Source organism: Tropicimonas marinistellae (genome assembly GCF_001509585.1).
GTDB classification, from domain to species: Bacteria; Pseudomonadota; Alphaproteobacteria; order Rhodobacterales; family Rhodobacteraceae; genus Tropicimonas; species Tropicimonas marinistellae.
In genome coordinates, this window is sequence record NZ_LNCI01000002.1 from 141,964 (window position 1) to 158,424 (window position 16,461).

Below are 16,461 nucleotides of genomic sequence, written 5' to 3' on the forward strand. Positions count from 1 at the left end.
TTTTGTGCACGTCAGCTGCCATCATGCACAAGAATAATTGTCGTGAGCGGCGGCAAGGTAAGGCCGGCGGAGTGATCCTGGCCATGCCAGTCCACCTCTTCGGTCGTCACCTCTCCCATATTGCCGCGCCCCTGGCCGCCGTAGGCCTCGGAGTCTGTATTGAGCGCCTCGCGCCAGCGTCCTGCCACCGGAAGGCCTACGCGGTAGCCACTACGTTCGACCGGCGTGAAATTGCAGACGACGACCACCGGCGGGTCATCCGGGCCACCGTGGCGCACCCAGGCATAGATCGAATTGTCCATGTCGTTGGCTTCCAGCCACTCGAAGCCGCCGGGTTCGCAATCCTTCAGGTAGAGGCTCGGCGTATCGCGATAGAGGTGATTGAGATCCTTCACCAGTTTCTGCACGCCGGCGTGGGTCCCGTATTCGGCCGCCTGCCAGTCGACCTGATCCTTGTAGTTCCACTCCGACCACTGCGCGATCTCGCAGCCCATGAAGAGGAGCTTTTTGCCGGGATGGCCCCACATGAAGCCGTAGTAGGCGCGCAGATTGGCGAATTTATCGCCCTCCAGCCCCGGCATCTTTGTGAGCATCGAGCCCTTCCCGTGCACCACCTCGTCATGGCTGATCGGCAGAATGAAATTCTCCGAGAAGGCATAGTGGATGCCGAAGGTCATCTGGTGGTGGTGGTGCTTGCGGTGGACGGGTTCGCGGGAGATGTAATCCAGCGTATCGTTCATCCATCCCATGTTCCACTTGAACCCGAAGCCGAGGCCGCCAGCATCCACCGGCTTGGACACACCGGGGAAGGACGTACTTTCCTCGGCAGCGGTCATGATGCCGGGCACTTCGCCATAACAGATGGAATTGGTGCGCTGGAGCAGGCTGATCGCCTCGTAATTCTCCCGCCCGCCATCCTTGTTGGGTATCCATTGGCCCTCTTCGCGGGAGTAGTCGCGGTAGAGCATGGAGGCGACCGCGTCCACGCGCAGCCCGTCGACGTGGTATTCCTCCAGCCAGTAGAGCGCGTTCGAGATCAGGAAATTGGCGACTTCGTTGCGCCCGTAATTGTAGATCAGCGTGTTCCAGTCCTGGTGGAAACCCTCGCGCGGGTCGGCGTGCTCATAGAGCGCCGTGCCGTCGAACTGCGCGAGGCCATGAACATCGGTGGGGAAATGCCCCGGCACCCAGTCCAGGATCACGCCCAGCCCGGCCTCATGGGCCGCGTCGACCAGATCGCGGAACTCGTGCGGCGGCCCGTGCCGGATGGTCGGCGCAAAGAGGCCGATCGGCTGGTATCCCCAGGAACCGTCGAATGGGAACTCGCTGAGCGGCAGGAACTCCAGATGCGTGAAGCCCATGTCGGCGGCGTATTTCACCAGATCTTGCGCGGCTTCCTTGTAGGACAGCGGCCGGTTTCCCTCGTCGGCAACACGTTTCCAGGAGCCGAGATGAACCTCGTAAACTGAAATCGGCGCGTCATGGGCATTGTTGCCTGCACGTGTTTCCATCCACGCATCGTCGTGCCAACCGTAACCCGTGATGTCCCGAACGACGCTGGCAGTCTCGGGCGGATGCTGCGCGCCGAACCCGATGGGGTCGGCCTTCTGCGCCATCAACTGCCCCTGCGCTCCGATAAGCTCATACTTGTAGGCAGCGCCTTCGGTGAGGCCCGGCAGGAAGATTTCCCAGACGCCGGTCTGGCCGCGCAGCCGCATTGGATTGCGGCGGCCATCCCAGGAATTGACGTCTGCAACCACCGAGACACGCCGGGCATTGGGAGCCCAGACGGCGAAATGGGTGCCCCTGATACCCTCGTGTTCAATCACATGGGCACCGAGCACCTGCCACACCCGTTGGTGCGTGCCCTCCGCGAGCAGGTATTCGTCCATCTCTCCGATTACCGGGCCGAAGCGATACGGATCTTCGTTCAGCCAGGTCTCTCCGGCCGCATTGGTTCCGCGCAGAAGATAGGGTGCACGCGCCGGAACCGGGCCGCAGAAGACGCCCGCCGCGCCATCGACAGGAGCAAGCACGTGAACGGTCCCGTCTCCGGACCCGTTCATCAGGACCTCCATGGTGCTTGCGCCCGGGTCGAAAGCGGTGACCCAGACCTGGCCGCCGTACTCGTGCGGACCAAGGATGGCGAAGGGATCATGCAGGACGCCCTGAGCGATCTGCTGTGCCGTCTCGGAGGACAGCGGCATCTGCGGGTAGGGGGCGGGAGTGTCTGTCATGGTGTCAGGCTACTCCATCGCCCCACAACCGCAAGCGCAACCCTCAGCCTGCGGCGACATCGCCCTCCGTGGCAGGTTCAGCGTGCCAGATGTCCGACATGTAGCCCCGGATCGTCCTGTCGGAAGACAACCAGCCGGCCCGCGCGGTGTTCAGAACGGCGGTGCGCGTCCATTGCTTTCGATCGGTGAAGGCCGCGTCCACCTCTCGCTGCGCCCGCCAATAGTCGGTGAAGTCCGAACACACCATGAAGTAGTCGTGGTGCGTCAGGTTCTCGGTGATCGAATGGTAGCGACCCGGCTCGTCGGGGCTGAATATCCCGGAACGGATCGCCTCCAGCGCGCGGCCAAGGCGCGGGTCCTCTGCAATCGCGCGCGCGGCATGGCCGCCTTCCTTGCGGCGTTCCATCACTTCGGCCGCGGTCATGCCGAAGAGGAAGAAGTTCTCGGCACCGACAAGGTCGCGGATTTCCACGTTGGCGCCGTCCAGGGTTCCTATCGTCAGTGCCCCGTTCAGCGTGAACTTCATGTTGCCAGTGCCCGACGCTTCCTTGCCTGCCGTCGAGATCTGTTCGGAAAGATCTGCCGCAGGTATCAACCGTTCGGCGAGGCTCACGTTGTAGTTCGGCGGGAAAACAACCTTCAGATACCGGGATGTCAGCGGATCGCTGTTCATCACCGTCGCCATGTCGTTTGCGAGACGGACCATCTCCTTGGCGTAGATATAGTTGGGGAACGCCTTGCCACCGAAAATCTTCACCCTCGGAACCCAATCGGCGTTGGGGTTGTCGCGGATTTCCTGCCAGTGCGCGATCGTTTCCAGCAGATTGAGGTGCTGGCGCTTGTATTCGTGGATACGCTTGACCTGGATGTCGAATATCGAGTCCGGGTCGACGCTGACCTTCAGCGTCTCGGCGATCCACTGAGACAGATCCACCTTGTTGGCGCGCTTCGCGGCCAGGAAAGCGTCGACGAATGCCGAATCGTCTGCATGCGCTTCGAGCTTTTCGAGTTGCTCCAGATCGTCCACCCAATCCTCACCGATGGTGTCGGTGATGAGGCCAGACAGGCGCGGGTTGCATGAGAGTAGCCAGCGGCGCGGTGTCACACCGTTGGTTTCGTTCACGATCCGATCGGGATGCAGTTCGTGCAACTCCTTGAAGACGGTCGACTTCATCAATTCGGTGTGCAGCGCCGCCACGCCATTGACCTTGTGGGCCATGATGAAGCCCAGCGTGCCCATGTGAACCTTGCCGTCCTGGTGCGCATTGAGGCTGTGGGTGCCGGTTTCGCGGCGATGCAGGTCGTCGATCCGGTCGATAAGCTGCATGTGGCGCGGCAGCAGCCGGCCCATGCGCGCCTCGCCCCAGGTCTCCAGCGCCTCGGGCAGCAGCGTGTGGTTGGTGTAGGAGAGTGTCGCACGGGCTATGCCGACGGCCTCTTCGAAGTCCATGCCGCGCTCGTCATGCAGGATCCGGACCAATTCGGGTCCCGCGATGGCGGGGTGGGTGTCGTTGATCTGGATCGCGGCCTTCTTCGGCAGCAGCTTCAGATCGTCGTATTCGCTTTCGAAGCGACGAATGATGTCCCGCAGGCTGGCGGCGGTGTGGAAGAACTCCTGCTTGAGCCGGAGTTCCTTGCCCTGTTCGGTGTGATCGTCGGGGTAGAGCACCCGCGAGAGCGTGCGGGCCAGTGCCTCCGGCTCCGCGGCGGCGGCATATTCACCGCGGTTGAACCGCGCGAGGTCAAAGCCGTGCATCGGCCGCGACTCCCACAGGCGCAGTGTGTTGCCCCAGCGGCCCTTCCAGCCGATGACCGGCGTGTCGTGCGCCATGGCGATGAGCATTTCGGACGGGTACCAGTTGGCGCGACTGCCAATCTCCTGCACATGACCGCCGAAGCCGATGTCAATGGAGACTTCGGGGCGCTCGAATTCCCAGGCGTGTCGCTGGCTGAGCCAGTCCTCCGGTTCCTCGATCTGCCGGCCGTCCTCGAACCGCTGGCGGAAAAGGCCATTCTCGTAGCGGATGCCGTAGCCCATCGCCGGCAGGCCGATGGTCGACATCGATTCCATGAAACAGGCGGCCAGACGTCCGAGGCCACCGTTGCCAAGGGCGGCGTCCGGTTCGTCCTCCAGGATTTCCCGGTAGTCCAGCGCCAGTTCTTTCAGCGCGCCGGTTGCGGCTTCCTCCAGCCGCATGTTGACGATTGCATCCTTCAACAACCGTCCGATCAGGAATTCCAGCGACAGGTAGTAGACGCGCTTGAGGTTACTGCCATAGGTACGCCGGGTGGCTGCGAACCACCGGTCGACGATCCGGTCGCGCACTGCAAAGGACAAGGCCATTCGCCAATCGTACACATGGGCGGTCGCCGCATCCTTGCCCAGCGTGTAGACCAGATGATGCAGGATGGCATCTTTCATTTCGGAGGGGGTCATAATGTCGTCCTCGTAACGCGGCCGCGGGAGGGGAGGCGGCGCTTTCAGTCCACCGGGGTTATTCCCGAGCCTCCCTACAGGCGCAACCCCGGGAAACTACTGAGGCGGTAAAGCGGTCCGCACGGGGCATTTGAGGCACGATTCGGCTACCAATTGCTTAGGACGCGGGTTTTTGTGCCGCGAGAGGAGGCAGTGTTGCCCGACGACCGGCAGTAATTCGGGCAGCGGTATTGGCCTTCGCGCACGGCATTGCAGGGTACCGGTTCACGATGGATTACCGCCAGCACCGTGCTGCGGGACGCGGGTGTCGGGCAGCGGTGTATTCACGCGTCTCGCGTGCGATCAGAGGCTCGAAGCGAAGCGGCCGTAGGCGCCGAGCGCAAAGACGAGCGGTACACCCGGAGTGTGTTCTACCTTCTCAACGAGGCCCAGCACGATCGTATGGTCGCCGGCGCCATGGGCGGCGAAGTGGCGGCAATCGAAGCGGGTCAGGCAGCCCGAGATCTGTGGGGTCCCGTTCGGACCTTCGCGCCAATCGACGCCGTCGAAATTGCGCGCCTCGACAGCAAACCGTTCCGAAAGCTGGAGTTGCTGCGCTTCCAGCACATGAACGGAAAAGTGCTGGGTCGAAACGAACGCATCGTGCCGTGGCGAGGCGACGGCTGGGCACCACAGCAGCAGCGGCGGATCGAGCGACACGCTAGTGAAACTGTTGGCGGTGAATCCCAGCGGTCCGGTCTCGTCGCGACATGTGACGACCGTAACGCCGGTGGCGAAGGCGCCGAGCGCAGTGCGAAGTTCCCGCTCGCGGCCGGGACCGGGCGTGAAGCTCTCTTTCATGCGGTCGGCCTCCTTTCGGCTCATCGCGCGGCGCGCCGGTCAGGGAACCTCGTGGCCCAGAGCGGCGGTGTAGAGCGTGAACCACGTCTGGCGGTCCATGTCGACTGCGAAGGCATCGGAAATCCGACGAATCCGATCCAGCGTGTTGGTACCCACGACCGGCAGGATACAGGCTGGGTGCGTCAGCAGCCACGCGAGGGCCACCGCCATCGGGCCGACACCATCCCGCTCCGCTACCTCGCGCAAGGCTGCGTTCATCGCATTGTGGCCAGAGGACAGGAGGGCACCACCCGCCAATGGCGACCAGGCCATTGGTGCAACGTCCAACTCCTGAAGAAACGCCAGATCGCCATTCGTCATCGGATCGTGCCGCAGAAGGCTGATCTCGATCTGGTTGGTTGCCAGGCGTGTGTCCATGGCGCTCTGCAGCAACCGCCAGTCATGTGGCCGGAAGTTGGAAACCCCCACGGCCCGTACCTTGCCCGAGGCAACCGCCTCGTCGAGCGCGCGTCCGGTTTCGAAATGATCCATCAGCGGGTCGGGACGGTGGAGCAGGAGCAGGTCGATCCGCTCGATGGCCATGTTGCTAAGAGAGGAATCGATGGAGGCTGCGATATGCGCGGGGCTCGTGTCGTAATACTTGACGCGCCGGTCGGCGTATTTTCCAACCGGGGCGACGATATCGCATTTGGTGACGATCTCGATCTGCGCCCGCAGGTGCGGCGCCGCCCGCAGGGCCGCCCCCAGCAGCGCCTCCGCCGTGTAGCCGCCGTAGATATCGGCCTGATCGAAACTGGTGATCCCCTGTTCCAGACAGGCCTCCATCTTGGCCTGAACACGCTTGGGCGACGTGTCGGGGTCGTCCCCGAGCCGCCACATGCCGTAAACGATCCGGCTCAGTTCGAGGCCCACGGTTAGTTCCACCCGTTCCATTTGCGTCCCCCTGAAGTCGCTGAATCGGCCGACGCGCGGCTGGCGCCAGAGCACCACAAACGCGCGTACGTTGATACCCCAATCCGACGCTGGATAGGTCCGTGTCCCGGCCAGCACGTTGTCGCCGGCGAGGCACGCCGGGGCGAGTATACGGCCCCGCCCGTATGACGATCCGGCGGCGTGACTGTCACAAATCCGTTTCCCGGCCGTCGTCAAAGCTTCGCTGTGCCGTAACAAAACCGTCGCTGGCTGCTCCTAGAGCGGAACTTGCCGAGAGCTGGGGGTGAATGTGGCACTTGTCGTCGAGCAGGTAACGAAAATGTTTGGCCAGAAGGCAGCCGTGGACAAGGCAACCTTCCGTGTCGAAGGATCTGCGATGATCGGGATTATCGGCAGGTCGGGTGCCGGCAAATCCACGTTCCTGCGCATGATGAACCGTCTGACGGACGCAACATCGGGACGCATCCTGTTCAACGATAGAGATATTTTGAGCCTGACCGGCGCGCGCAGGCGCGCGTGGCAATCCGATTGCGCGATGATCTTCCAGCAGTTCAATCTGGTGCCGAGAATGGATGTGGTCTCCAACGTCCTGCATGGAACGCTGAACCGCCGGTCCACGCTGGCCACGATGTTCAACCTTTACCCGACCGCGGACATTCACAAGGCGATCGACATTCTCGACCGGCTCGGCATCGCCGACCAGGCCGCCAAGCGTGCCGAGGTGCTCTCGGGCGGCCAGCAGCAGCGCGTCGCCATCGCCCGCGCGCTTATGCAGGACCCCGAGATAATCCTCGCCGACGAACCCATCGCCTCGCTCGACCCGATGAATGCCCAGATCGTCATGGAGGCGCTCCGGCGCATCCACGAGGAGGACGGGCGCATGGTCATCGCCAACCTGCACACGCTGGACACCGCGCGGCGCTACTGCGACCGGGTGATCGGCATGCGGGACGGGCGCATCGTGTTCGATGGCACGCCGGAGCAGCTTACCACGGGCGTGGCGCGCGACATTTACGGCGCCGGCGCCGACTTTTCGGAGGAGGCGACGTCGACCGAGATTGGCGCCATCGCTCGGTCCGACGCAGCCGCCCAACTCATCCGCAAGGCGGAGGCCGAAGCCGGCTGACTGCGCACTTCAGCATTCATCAGCCCGGCGCCGGTGGTCGGCAGCGGGCCAATCCAACGGGAGAAACGACGATGAAAAAACTGGTTGCCGCCCTCGTGGCCACGACCGCGCTTGCTGCTCCGGCCTTGGCCCAGGACAGCATCGAGGAATTCCGCATCGCCATCCTCGGCGGCGAGAACGCCCAGGATCGCGTTGCCAACAACACCTGCCTGGCCGAGTACATCGAGGAAGTCCTCGGCGTCCCGACCAAGATCTTCACCCCCGCCGACTACGATGGCGCGATCCAGGGTCTGCTCGGTGGTACCATCGACGTGGCCTGGCTTGGCGCCTCCGGCTACGCCAAAACCTATCTGACCGATCCCGAAGCGGTCGAGCCGGTGCTGGTCAAGACCAACCTCGACGGCTCCTTCTCCTACCACTCCATCGGTTTCGCGCGCGAGGACAGTGGCATCGCCTCGCTGGCGGACATGAAGGGCAAGGTCTTCGGTTTCGGCGACCCCAACTCCACCTCGGGCTATCTGATCCCGTCGGTCGAGATTCCGGAACTCATCGGCGCTTCCATGGAATCGGGTGATTATTTCGGCGAAGTGAAATTCACCGGTGGTCACGAGCAAACCATCGTCGCGGTGTTCAACGGCGACATCGACGGCGGCGTGACCTGGGCCGACGGGCTCGGCGCCTGGGAAGACGGTTACAACTCCGGGGCACTGCGCAAGGCCGTCGATTCCGGCCTCGTCGACATGAATGACATGGTCGAAATCTGGCGTTCCAAGCCGATCCCGGAAGGCCCGGTTGTGCTGCGCAAGGCGCTGCCCGCGGACGTCAAGGAGAAGGTCACGGCCGTCTATGCCGGCCTGCACGAGAAGGATCAGGATTGCGCCTACGGCGTGGCCAACGGCGAGACCGCCGGTTTCCAGCCGATCGGCCACGACGCCTATCTCTCGATCATCGCGACCCGCCAGGCGAAGTCCAACTAAGACGCGACCACATCTTCAGGCGGGCTCCGGCAGACCGGGGCCCGTTACATTCCCAGAGGCATCCGATGGCCGACGCCGCATCCCAAACACCCGACCGCATCGGTACGCTGCAGCAGAGTTACCTGGCTCATGTGCGCCAGAAGCGGCTCTATAGCGGATTGATGCTGGCGGTGTTCGTCCTGCTCTACGTCGGCGGCTTCGGAATTGCCGAAAGCCGGAATGCCGGTGGCTTCCTCGACGGCCTGCACCGTGTGTTCGATTTCCCCTCGGAAGTGGTTTCCGAGGCGGCGGAAAAGGCCGCGAACCTGCCCGGCCATCTCGTAACCTACTTCCCGGCGCTCCTGGAGACGCTGAACATCGCCGCGGTCTCCACCATTCTGGGCGTCATCGTCGGGGCTCTGCTGTCGCTGCTGTCCACCCGCGGACTCGCGCGCTTTCCCCGGTTCATCTGGCTGTTTCGCCGTCTCATGGACACCATGCGCGCCTTTCCGGAAATCGTCGTCGCGCTGGTGCTGATCTTCATTCTCGGTGGCGGCCCCGTGCCGGCGATGATCGCTATCGCCATCCACACCGCCGGCGCCATCGGTAAGCTCTATTCCGAGGTGAACGAAAACGCGGACCTGAAGCCGGTCGAAGGCCTCGCCTCCGTCGGTGCGACCTGGATGCAGAAGATGTGGTTCGGCGTAATCCCGCAGGTGGCGCCAAACTACCTCAGCTACGCCCTGCTGCGCTTCGAGATCAATATCCGCGCATCGGCCATCCTCGGCTTTGTGGGGGCGGGCGGCATCGGCTACGAGCTGCGCAATGCCATGTCCTGGGGCAAGGGCCGTTTCGACCAGGCGGCGGCGATCTTCATCCTCCTGTTCCTCACCATTGTCGTGGTCGACCATTTCTCCAGCGTCTATCGCGACCGTTTGACGAATGGGCGCAACGCATGAGTGACACCGCCGCCCACCCGATCTCCGGCGAGGTCACGCGCGATTTCGGCCGCAAGCGCCGTGTCGCGCTGGCCGTGCCGGTCCTGCTCTTGGCCTATTTCGTCTATGTCTTCTTCGCTTTCGACATTCCCGGCCTTGCGCAACGCGCCAGTATGGAAAACGCGCGGGTGCTGGTGTCGGACGCCTATAGCTACAAGACCCACGTCACCCGCAACAACCGAAGCGGTGAGCTGACTGTCGCTGTCGAAGGCAAGCGCAACCACATCTACGCACCGGACCGGATGCCGGCCTGGATCACGGCTAGTGGAGAGACGACGGAGATCGCCCTGCGCCACGGCCATCGCGTCACCTATGCGCCGGACGCCGTGATCTATCACTACCCGACTATCGGAGATATCCGGATCACTAACCCTGACGGTACCTTCCTGACGGAGATCCCCGAGGGCCTGCCGGATGGGATCGTGAATGCCACCGGCGCCCGCGTCTCGATCGGGACAAACGCCGGCCGGCTGGCGGTCACCCGGTCCAAGGCGGAGACCTTTCGGTATTTCAACGGCTGGGAGCTGTTCTTCTTCACCCTGGACAGCCCCTATCGCGGCCATTCGGCGTTCGAGATCCTTTTCGGACCGCAGATCGATGTGGCGCGCGGGAACTGGGCGGGCGCGGCGCAGGATTTCTGGGGCAACACGCTCTGGCGCCACAAGGATGTCGCCTGGGCGATGTTCGAAACCATCCTGATGGCGTTCCTGGGGACCTTCGGCGCGGCCATGGTCGCGCTTCCGCTCGCCTTCCTCGCGGCGCGAAACTTCACGCCGCTGATGTCGGTGCGGTTCGCCGCGCGCCGGGTCTTCGATTTCGTACGCGGCGTCGACGCCCTGATCTGGACCATCGTCCTCGCGCGTGCCTTTGGGCCCGGCCCAATGACGGGGGCCCTTGCGATCCTGGTCACAGATACCGGCAGCTTCGGCAAGATTTTCTCCGAAGCGCTCGAGAACGTGGATGATAAGCAGATCGAGGGGATCCGCTCCACCGGTGCCCGCCCGATGCAGCGATATCGCTTCGGAGTGATCCCGCAAGTGACCCCGGTGCTGCTGAGCCAGATCCTCTATTTCTTCGAATCCAACGCGCGGTCGGCCACGGTCATCGGCGCCATCACGGGCGGGGGCATCGGGCTGATGCTGACCCAGGCGATCAATACGCAGCAGGATTGGGAGCAGGTGACCTGGTATATCGTGTTGATCCTGATCATGGTGGTGGTGATGGACACACTTTCCGGCTGGCTGCGCGCCAAGGTCATCAAGGGCGGAGAGGACCCGCTTCTGTAGCCGACCGGGCACGAAGAGTTTTCATGCCTCCGGCGGGGATACTTGAAGACAGAAGAAGCGCACGGTTTCTCTTGTCCACAAATATCCCCGCCGGAGGCAAGATGTTCCCAAAATGCGGGGGTGCGCATGCCACGTCTGAGCGAAGAGTCACCAGTCATTCATTCGGACTGTGACCTGACCGACGCCACATTCGGACGGTTCGTGGAAATCGGGCACGGCAGCCGGGTCGCGCACAGCCGGATCGGAGACTACAGCTACTGCGACCGCTATTGTGACATTGCGAATGCCGAGGTCGGGAAATTCGCGAATATCGCGAGTTTCGTCCGGATCGGGGCGACCGATCATCCGCTACGCACAGCCAGCCTGCACCATTTTCTATACCGTTCCGCGGATTACTGGGACGATGCTCCCCATGACGCCGACTGGTTCGCGGCCCGTCGGGCGCGGCGTGCCTGGATTGGGCACGACACGTGGTTGGGGCACAATGCGCAGATAAAGCCGGAGGTGCGCATCGGGCACGGCGCGGTCGTGGCCTCGGGTGCAATTGTTACCCGCGACGTTGCGCCCTATACGATTGTCGCTGGCGTGCCGGCACGGCAGGTTCGTTTGCGCCAGCCGGTAGACGTCGCCGAGCGGTTGGTCGCACTGGCGTGGTGGGATTGGGACCACGCCCGGCTGCGCGCGGCACTGGCGGATTTCCGGGCACTTCCGGCAGCAGCGTTTCTGGAGAAACATGAATGAACTTGGTGCGGTAGAGGTGATGCCGCGGGCGGCTGAGAAAACGACACCGAATTGTAACCGAACCCTTACCTCGGTGACACGTTGCGGCGCGATAGACGCTTCGTTGAAACACCTTTCGGGGACATGCAATGAAGACATCCACTCTCGCCCTCTCGCTGCCAGCGCTACTGCTGGCGAGTGTTGCCACCGCCGACGTCGTCGAGGTCGGCGTGCGCCCGCTCTACCTGATCGACCGCATGGAAGACGGCGAGCTGAAGGACACGCTGGCAGCCTGCGCCGGTCAGCCGGTCAAGCGCACGCTTTTCTCCATCGGGCACCGGGGCGCCCAGATGCAGTTCCCTGAGCATACCGTGGAGGCCAATGTCGCCGCCGCGCGCCAGGGGGCCGGCATCCTGGAATGCGACGTGACCTTTACCAAGGACAAGGAACTGGTCTGCCGTCACGCCCAGAACGACCTGCACACCACGACCAACATCCTGGCCACGGACCTGGCCGACACCTGCGTGGTGCCCTTTACCCCGGCCGAGGGCGAGACCGAAGCGGCCGCCGAGTGCCGCACCTCCGAACTGACGCTCGCCGAGTTCATGTCGCTCACGCCGAAAATGGACGCCGCAAACAAGGCTGCCACCACGGTCGAGGGGTACTTGGACGCGACCGCAGGGTGGCGGACCGACCTTTACGGAGTCGAGCCCACCACGCTGATGACCCACGCGGAATCCGTCGAGCTGTTCAAGTCGCTGGGCGCTAAGTTCACGCCCGAATTGAAGACCCCCTCGGTAGAAATGCCATTCGACGGCTTCACGCAGGAAGACTATGCCCAGAAGCTGATCGACGAGTACAAGGCTGCCGGCATCCCTGCCTCGGACGTCTTCGCACAGTCGTTCAACTGGTCGGACGTCAAGTACTGGATCGACAACGAGCCCGATTTCGGTGCCAATGCCGTCTACCTCGTTGAGTGGGAGGACGGATTCGACGAGCAGGACGCGAATACCTGGAGCCAGGACTTCGTCGAGCTGAAGGGGCAGGGGCTGAACTACATCGCGCCCTCCATGAATATGCTGGTCACGACCGAGGGCGAGAGTATTGCCGCCTCCGCCTATGCCATGGCCGCCAAGGAAGCGGGTTTGAAGGTTATCACCTGGACCCTCGAGCGATCCGGCCCGCTCGTCCTCGGTGGCGGTTGGTACTACAAGTCGACCAATGACATCATCCATAGCGATGGCCAGATGTACGAGTTGCTGGACGTTCTTGCGCAGGATGTCGGGGTTGAGGGTGTCTTCTCGGACTGGCCTGCGACCGTGTCCTACTACGCCTCCTGCATGGGATTGAACTGAGCCCAGAGCGGTTTCGGCCCGGTCCGTCTGTTTCGTTCGGCAGACGGGCTCGTGCCGACACGCCAGGCTTAATCACCACGATGCCCCGGCCCATCGGGCGGGGCACTTTCATTGCAGCCGCCCCGACGCTCCAATCCCGTTTTGATCGGGTTGGATGACCCTTTTCCCTGACAGTCGCCGTGTTTTTGGCCGGCGACTGATCGCGGGCAACTGCCGAGAGCCGCGCAACCGGCACATCGGCTGCGGCGCTTTGCGTACCGGGCCATACGCTCCTCAATGGTTGCTCGTCGCGACGCTGAATTTGTTGGGTCTGGCTGCGCCTGTTTGTGCTGCGCTTGTCCTCCAGCGATGGCCGCCGGGAGTTGGACAGCCCGGGGTCAATCACGCTGGCCGTCAGCATGAACCGGCGCCTAGGGTGGCGGAGCCTGTGGCCGAAAGCTGCCGATCCTCGCGCCCGACTCCCGCAAGCTTCAAAACCGCTTGCGGGCGATGTCGGAATGGCACAATTTGGCGAAGAGCAGTTTAAAACAATCGACGACGACACTGTTCGAATGGCAGGCAGCGGTTGCCTTTGATTCGATGGTCGGCGTGCGGGCATTGGTCGGGATCTCGAAATCGGCGTCCACCCCGAGAAAGGAACACGTAGAGTGATCTACTGTGAGGTGAGACGCGGCACGCACCGAATGGCGAAGCACACCGGCGCTATGGTCTCTGCACATGCGAGCGAACGGATGCTCCCCGTCACTCTGCGCGCGGGCAGGGAACGACGGTGTGCCGGAACACAACGGTGCCGCGTGCAATCAGAGACGGCTGGAATTGCAAAGCCAGTCACGCGGGAGGGAACTGGAGCGCGTTCGGGTGAACTTGCCCGGGGGACACGAAACGTCGCTATTTACGGCGTGGTGCCAATCGATCGATCGAGCTGCGGAATTTTCACGAAGGTCATATCGAAGGTGGACATTTGCAGATGAAGACGGAACGTATTGAAATGTACCGACCGGGATCTCGACCAGGGCCACAGATGTCGGATCACCAGGACAAAGACACAATCGACCTTTCTGCTCTTTTCGGCATCCTGTGGCGCGGAAAGTGGTTAATCCTGGCAACCTTCCTAATTGCGGTGGTGCTTGGCGGGATTCAGGCTTTCTTTCGCGCGGTACCAATCTACTCGGCCACCACGGTCCTTATGCTGGACCCTCAGCAGGAGCAGATCGTTACATTCGATGCCGTCATGGCGAGCATGACTGGCGACGACACGGAGGTGAACTCGGAAGTCGAGGTTCTCAAATCCCGTGAACTGGTTCGCAAGGTGGTTGAAAAGCTCGACCTGACCAAAGATCCGGAATTCAATGAAGATCTCCAGGAGCCGGGTTTTCTTGCCGGTTTGAAGGAGCAGGTCAAATCAAACCTGCCAAGCGCAATAAATCCGTCGTCCGGATCGGATCAGATGGAGTCGCTTCAGGACCCGATCGAGAAAACCGTCAGCGCAGTCATTGGGGCGTTTTCTGTCCGAAATGTTCCGAATACCTATGTTTTGCAGGTTACGACCAGATCCGAGAACGCCGCGAAATCCGTTCTGATTTCCGATACGATTGCGGACCAGTACATTGTCGATCAGATCGACGAGAAGTTTGAAGCCACGGAAAAGGCGTCGGCCTGGCTTTCTGAACGCTCGGCCCAGCTCCGGGAAGAATTGGAGGCCGCAGAAACCGCTCTGTCGGAATTCAGCGGCAGCACGGATCTCGTGAGCCCGGATTCCCTGAAGCAAATGGAGCGCCAACTTAAAGACTTCCGGGATCGGGCGGATGCCGTCTCCGAGTCTCTGCAGCAGAGCGACGCACGGATAGCGGCGTTGCGGAATGCGGCAGATCGGCAAGCCCTGGCCGAGGTCTCCGGAGATACGCAACTGATGCGTCTCGCTGCGGCACTGCAGGCTTCGCCAGACAACACGGGGATTGCCGCACAATTCGATTCCTTGGCCGACAGCCTTGTCCGGCGGGCAGAGGTCGATGCGGCGCGGGATCGCAGCCAGTTGAAAACCCTGGAAGCGTCCCGAGATCTCCTGGCAGAGCAGATCGAGTCGCAGAGTCAGGACATGATTCAGATCCAGCAACTCACCCGCGAGGCGGAAGCCAGCCGGCTGCTATACGAGTATTTCCTGGGCCGTCTGAAGGAAACCTCGGCACAACAGGGTATTCAATTCGCGGATGCCAAGATCTTGTCCTACGGGGTGTTGCCCGCTGGGCCTTCGGCGCCGAAAAAGTCCGTCATCCTCGCGATGTCCGGATTTCTCGGCCTGCTCCTTGGTAGTATGATCGTTTTCCTCCTGGAGGCTCGCAAGAACACGTTCCGCACGGCGCGGGAACTCGAGGACAGGACGGGCTACGTCGTGCTTGGTCAGGTGCCGGTCTTTCCCAGTCGGTCGCGAAAGAACACGATCTCCTATCTCGTTGAAAAACGGAACTCCGCCGCGGCCGAGGCCGTGCGCAATCTGCGGACGTCGATCCTGCAATCGAACATCGATACCCCTCCGAAGATCATATTGCTGACCTCCGCCGTACCCAGTGAGGGCAAGACGACACTGACGTTGGCGCTGGCAAACAATTTCTCGGGAATGGGGCTTAGAGTTCTTGTCGTCGAAGGCGACATCCGCCGCCGGGTGTTCGGCCAGTATCTCGGGCATGATACCGACAAGCTTCCGGGGCTGGTTGCCGTTCTTTCCGGTCAGGCCACGCTCGACGAAGCTATCACGCGGCGGCCGGAGATTGGTGCTGACTTCCTGCTTGCCGATCACCACGATACCGTGAATGCAGGCGATTTGTTCTCCTCGCAGAAGTTCTCCAAGCTCATGGATGTGTTGCGCGCGTCCTATGATGTCGTCCTGATCGACACGCCGCCGGTTCTCGTGGTCTCGGACGCTCGAGTCATGGCCCCGAGTGTCGACGCTGTTCTGTACGTTGTGGGCTGGGATTCGACCGGAAGAGATCAGGTCGATGAAGCGCTCCGCCAACTTGAACTGGTCAGCTGCCCGCCGACGGGCCTCATTCTGAACCAGATCAGTCCGAAAGGCATGAAACGCTACGGGTACGGTGGGAAGTACGGTTCCTACGGCACGTATGGTTCAAAATACTACAAAAGCTAAGGAGTGGGCTCGCAAGAGTTACGCCCATTGTGACGCGTAGCGAGTGAGACTGCGCCGAGGCGGCGTAGTAGGGGCATGACCTCTCGGGGGAGGGGGTCCGTCGACAGCCGGCCAAACTCAGGGCGTGCCGCCGACCGGGTTCGGGCGCAAAGCTCGCGCATTACGCGTTTGCACAGCATGCCGAAATGGTCTGCCGACATCCATGGTCGTGAACTCGGTTTTCCGAGCTCTTCCCGACCACGATCGCGGCAATGGTCGATCGATGACATCGAGAACCGTAACTGCCCGTCAGAATTGAGTTGGCAAATCGCCCTCCTCGTCGGTCACGAAGAAGGCGATGCACTGCTCACCGATCTCCGCGGTAGCGGTGCGGCCAACGTCTGAACGGGCGCCGCGTGAAAGCTCGGGCAACGTATCGCCACCGTCGAATT

Annotated in this window: 11 protein-coding genes; 7 read left to right on the forward strand and 4 right to left on the reverse strand. The window is 62.3% G+C overall.

Going from position 1 to position 16,461, the window contains the following annotated elements; genetic code table 11:
* Positions 1 to 11: 11 nt before the first annotated feature.
* The 4 genes from glgB to ARC39_RS04115 form a co-directional block, all read right to left on the reverse strand.
* Positions 12 to 2,237: a 1,4-alpha-glucan branching protein GlgB gene (glgB, locus tag ARC39_RS04100; protein ID WP_068110518.1), complete on the reverse strand. Its 2,226-nt coding sequence runs from the start codon at positions 2,235 to 2,237 to the stop codon at positions 12 to 14.
* A gap of 43 nt (positions 2,238 to 2,280) precedes the next feature.
* The gene (locus ARC39_RS04105) at positions 2,281 to 4,674 is read right to left on the reverse strand and encodes a glycogen/starch/alpha-glucan phosphorylase (RefSeq protein ID WP_068110522.1); all 2,394 of its coding nucleotides are present in this window, start codon (positions 4,672 to 4,674) and stop codon (positions 2,281 to 2,283) included.
* Between the two features lie 342 nt (positions 4,675 to 5,016).
* Positions 5,017 to 5,514: a flavin reductase family protein gene (locus ARC39_RS04110; protein WP_201455710.1), complete on the reverse strand. Its 498-nt coding sequence runs from the start codon at positions 5,512 to 5,514 to the stop codon at positions 5,017 to 5,019.
* Positions 5,515 to 5,553: 39 nt separating this feature from the next.
* Positions 5,554 to 6,447, reverse strand: a complete 894-nt coding sequence (locus ARC39_RS04115) for an aldo/keto reductase (protein WP_068111615.1) — start codon at positions 6,445 to 6,447, stop codon at positions 5,554 to 5,556.
* A 283-nt stretch (positions 6,448 to 6,730) separates the two neighbouring features.
* Here ARC39_RS04115 and phnC point away from each other — a divergent pair, with 283 nt between their 5' ends.
* The 7 genes from phnC (at position 6,731) to ARC39_RS04150 (ending at position 16,030) form a co-directional block, all read left to right on the forward strand.
* Positions 6,731 to 7,573: a phosphonate ABC transporter ATP-binding protein gene (gene phnC, locus ARC39_RS04120; RefSeq protein WP_438273251.1), complete on the forward strand. Its 843-nt coding sequence runs from the start codon at positions 6,731 to 6,733 to the stop codon at positions 7,571 to 7,573.
* 71 nt (positions 7,574 to 7,644) lie between these two features.
* A complete protein-coding gene (phnD, locus tag ARC39_RS04125; protein ID WP_068110530.1) occupies positions 7,645 to 8,550 on the forward strand; it encodes a phosphonate ABC transporter substrate-binding protein in 906 nt (301 codons plus the stop codon).
* A gap of 65 nt (positions 8,551 to 8,615) precedes the next feature.
* Positions 8,616 to 9,488: a phosphonate ABC transporter, permease protein PhnE gene (gene phnE / locus ARC39_RS04130; RefSeq protein ID WP_068110533.1), complete on the forward strand. Its 873-nt coding sequence runs from the start codon at positions 8,616 to 8,618 to the stop codon at positions 9,486 to 9,488.
* On the forward strand, positions 9,485 to 10,813 hold the full coding sequence (gene phnE / locus ARC39_RS04135) for a phosphonate ABC transporter, permease protein PhnE (RefSeq protein ID WP_068110535.1): 1,329 nt from the start codon (positions 9,485 to 9,487) through the stop codon (positions 10,811 to 10,813). Before phnE (ARC39_RS04130) ends, phnE (ARC39_RS04135) begins: the two co-directional genes overlap by 4 nt.
* A 126-nt stretch (positions 10,814 to 10,939) precedes the next feature.
* Complete coding sequence (locus tag ARC39_RS04140; RefSeq protein WP_068110537.1) at positions 10,940 to 11,554, forward strand: LbetaH domain-containing protein; 615 nt, start codon at positions 10,940 to 10,942, stop codon at positions 11,552 to 11,554.
* Between the two features lie 128 nt (positions 11,555 to 11,682).
* The gene (locus tag ARC39_RS04145) at positions 11,683 to 12,888 is read left to right on the forward strand and encodes a glycerophosphodiester phosphodiesterase family protein (RefSeq protein WP_068110540.1); all 1,206 of its coding nucleotides are present in this window, start codon (positions 11,683 to 11,685) and stop codon (positions 12,886 to 12,888) included.
* 1,021 nt (positions 12,889 to 13,909) lie between these two features.
* Positions 13,910 to 16,030 carry a GumC family protein gene (locus tag ARC39_RS04150; protein ID WP_236545118.1) on the forward strand — a complete coding sequence of 707 codons (2,121 nt, stop codon included), beginning with the start codon at positions 13,910 to 13,912 and terminating at the stop codon, positions 16,028 to 16,030.
* Positions 16,031 to 16,461 lie beyond the last annotated feature (431 nt).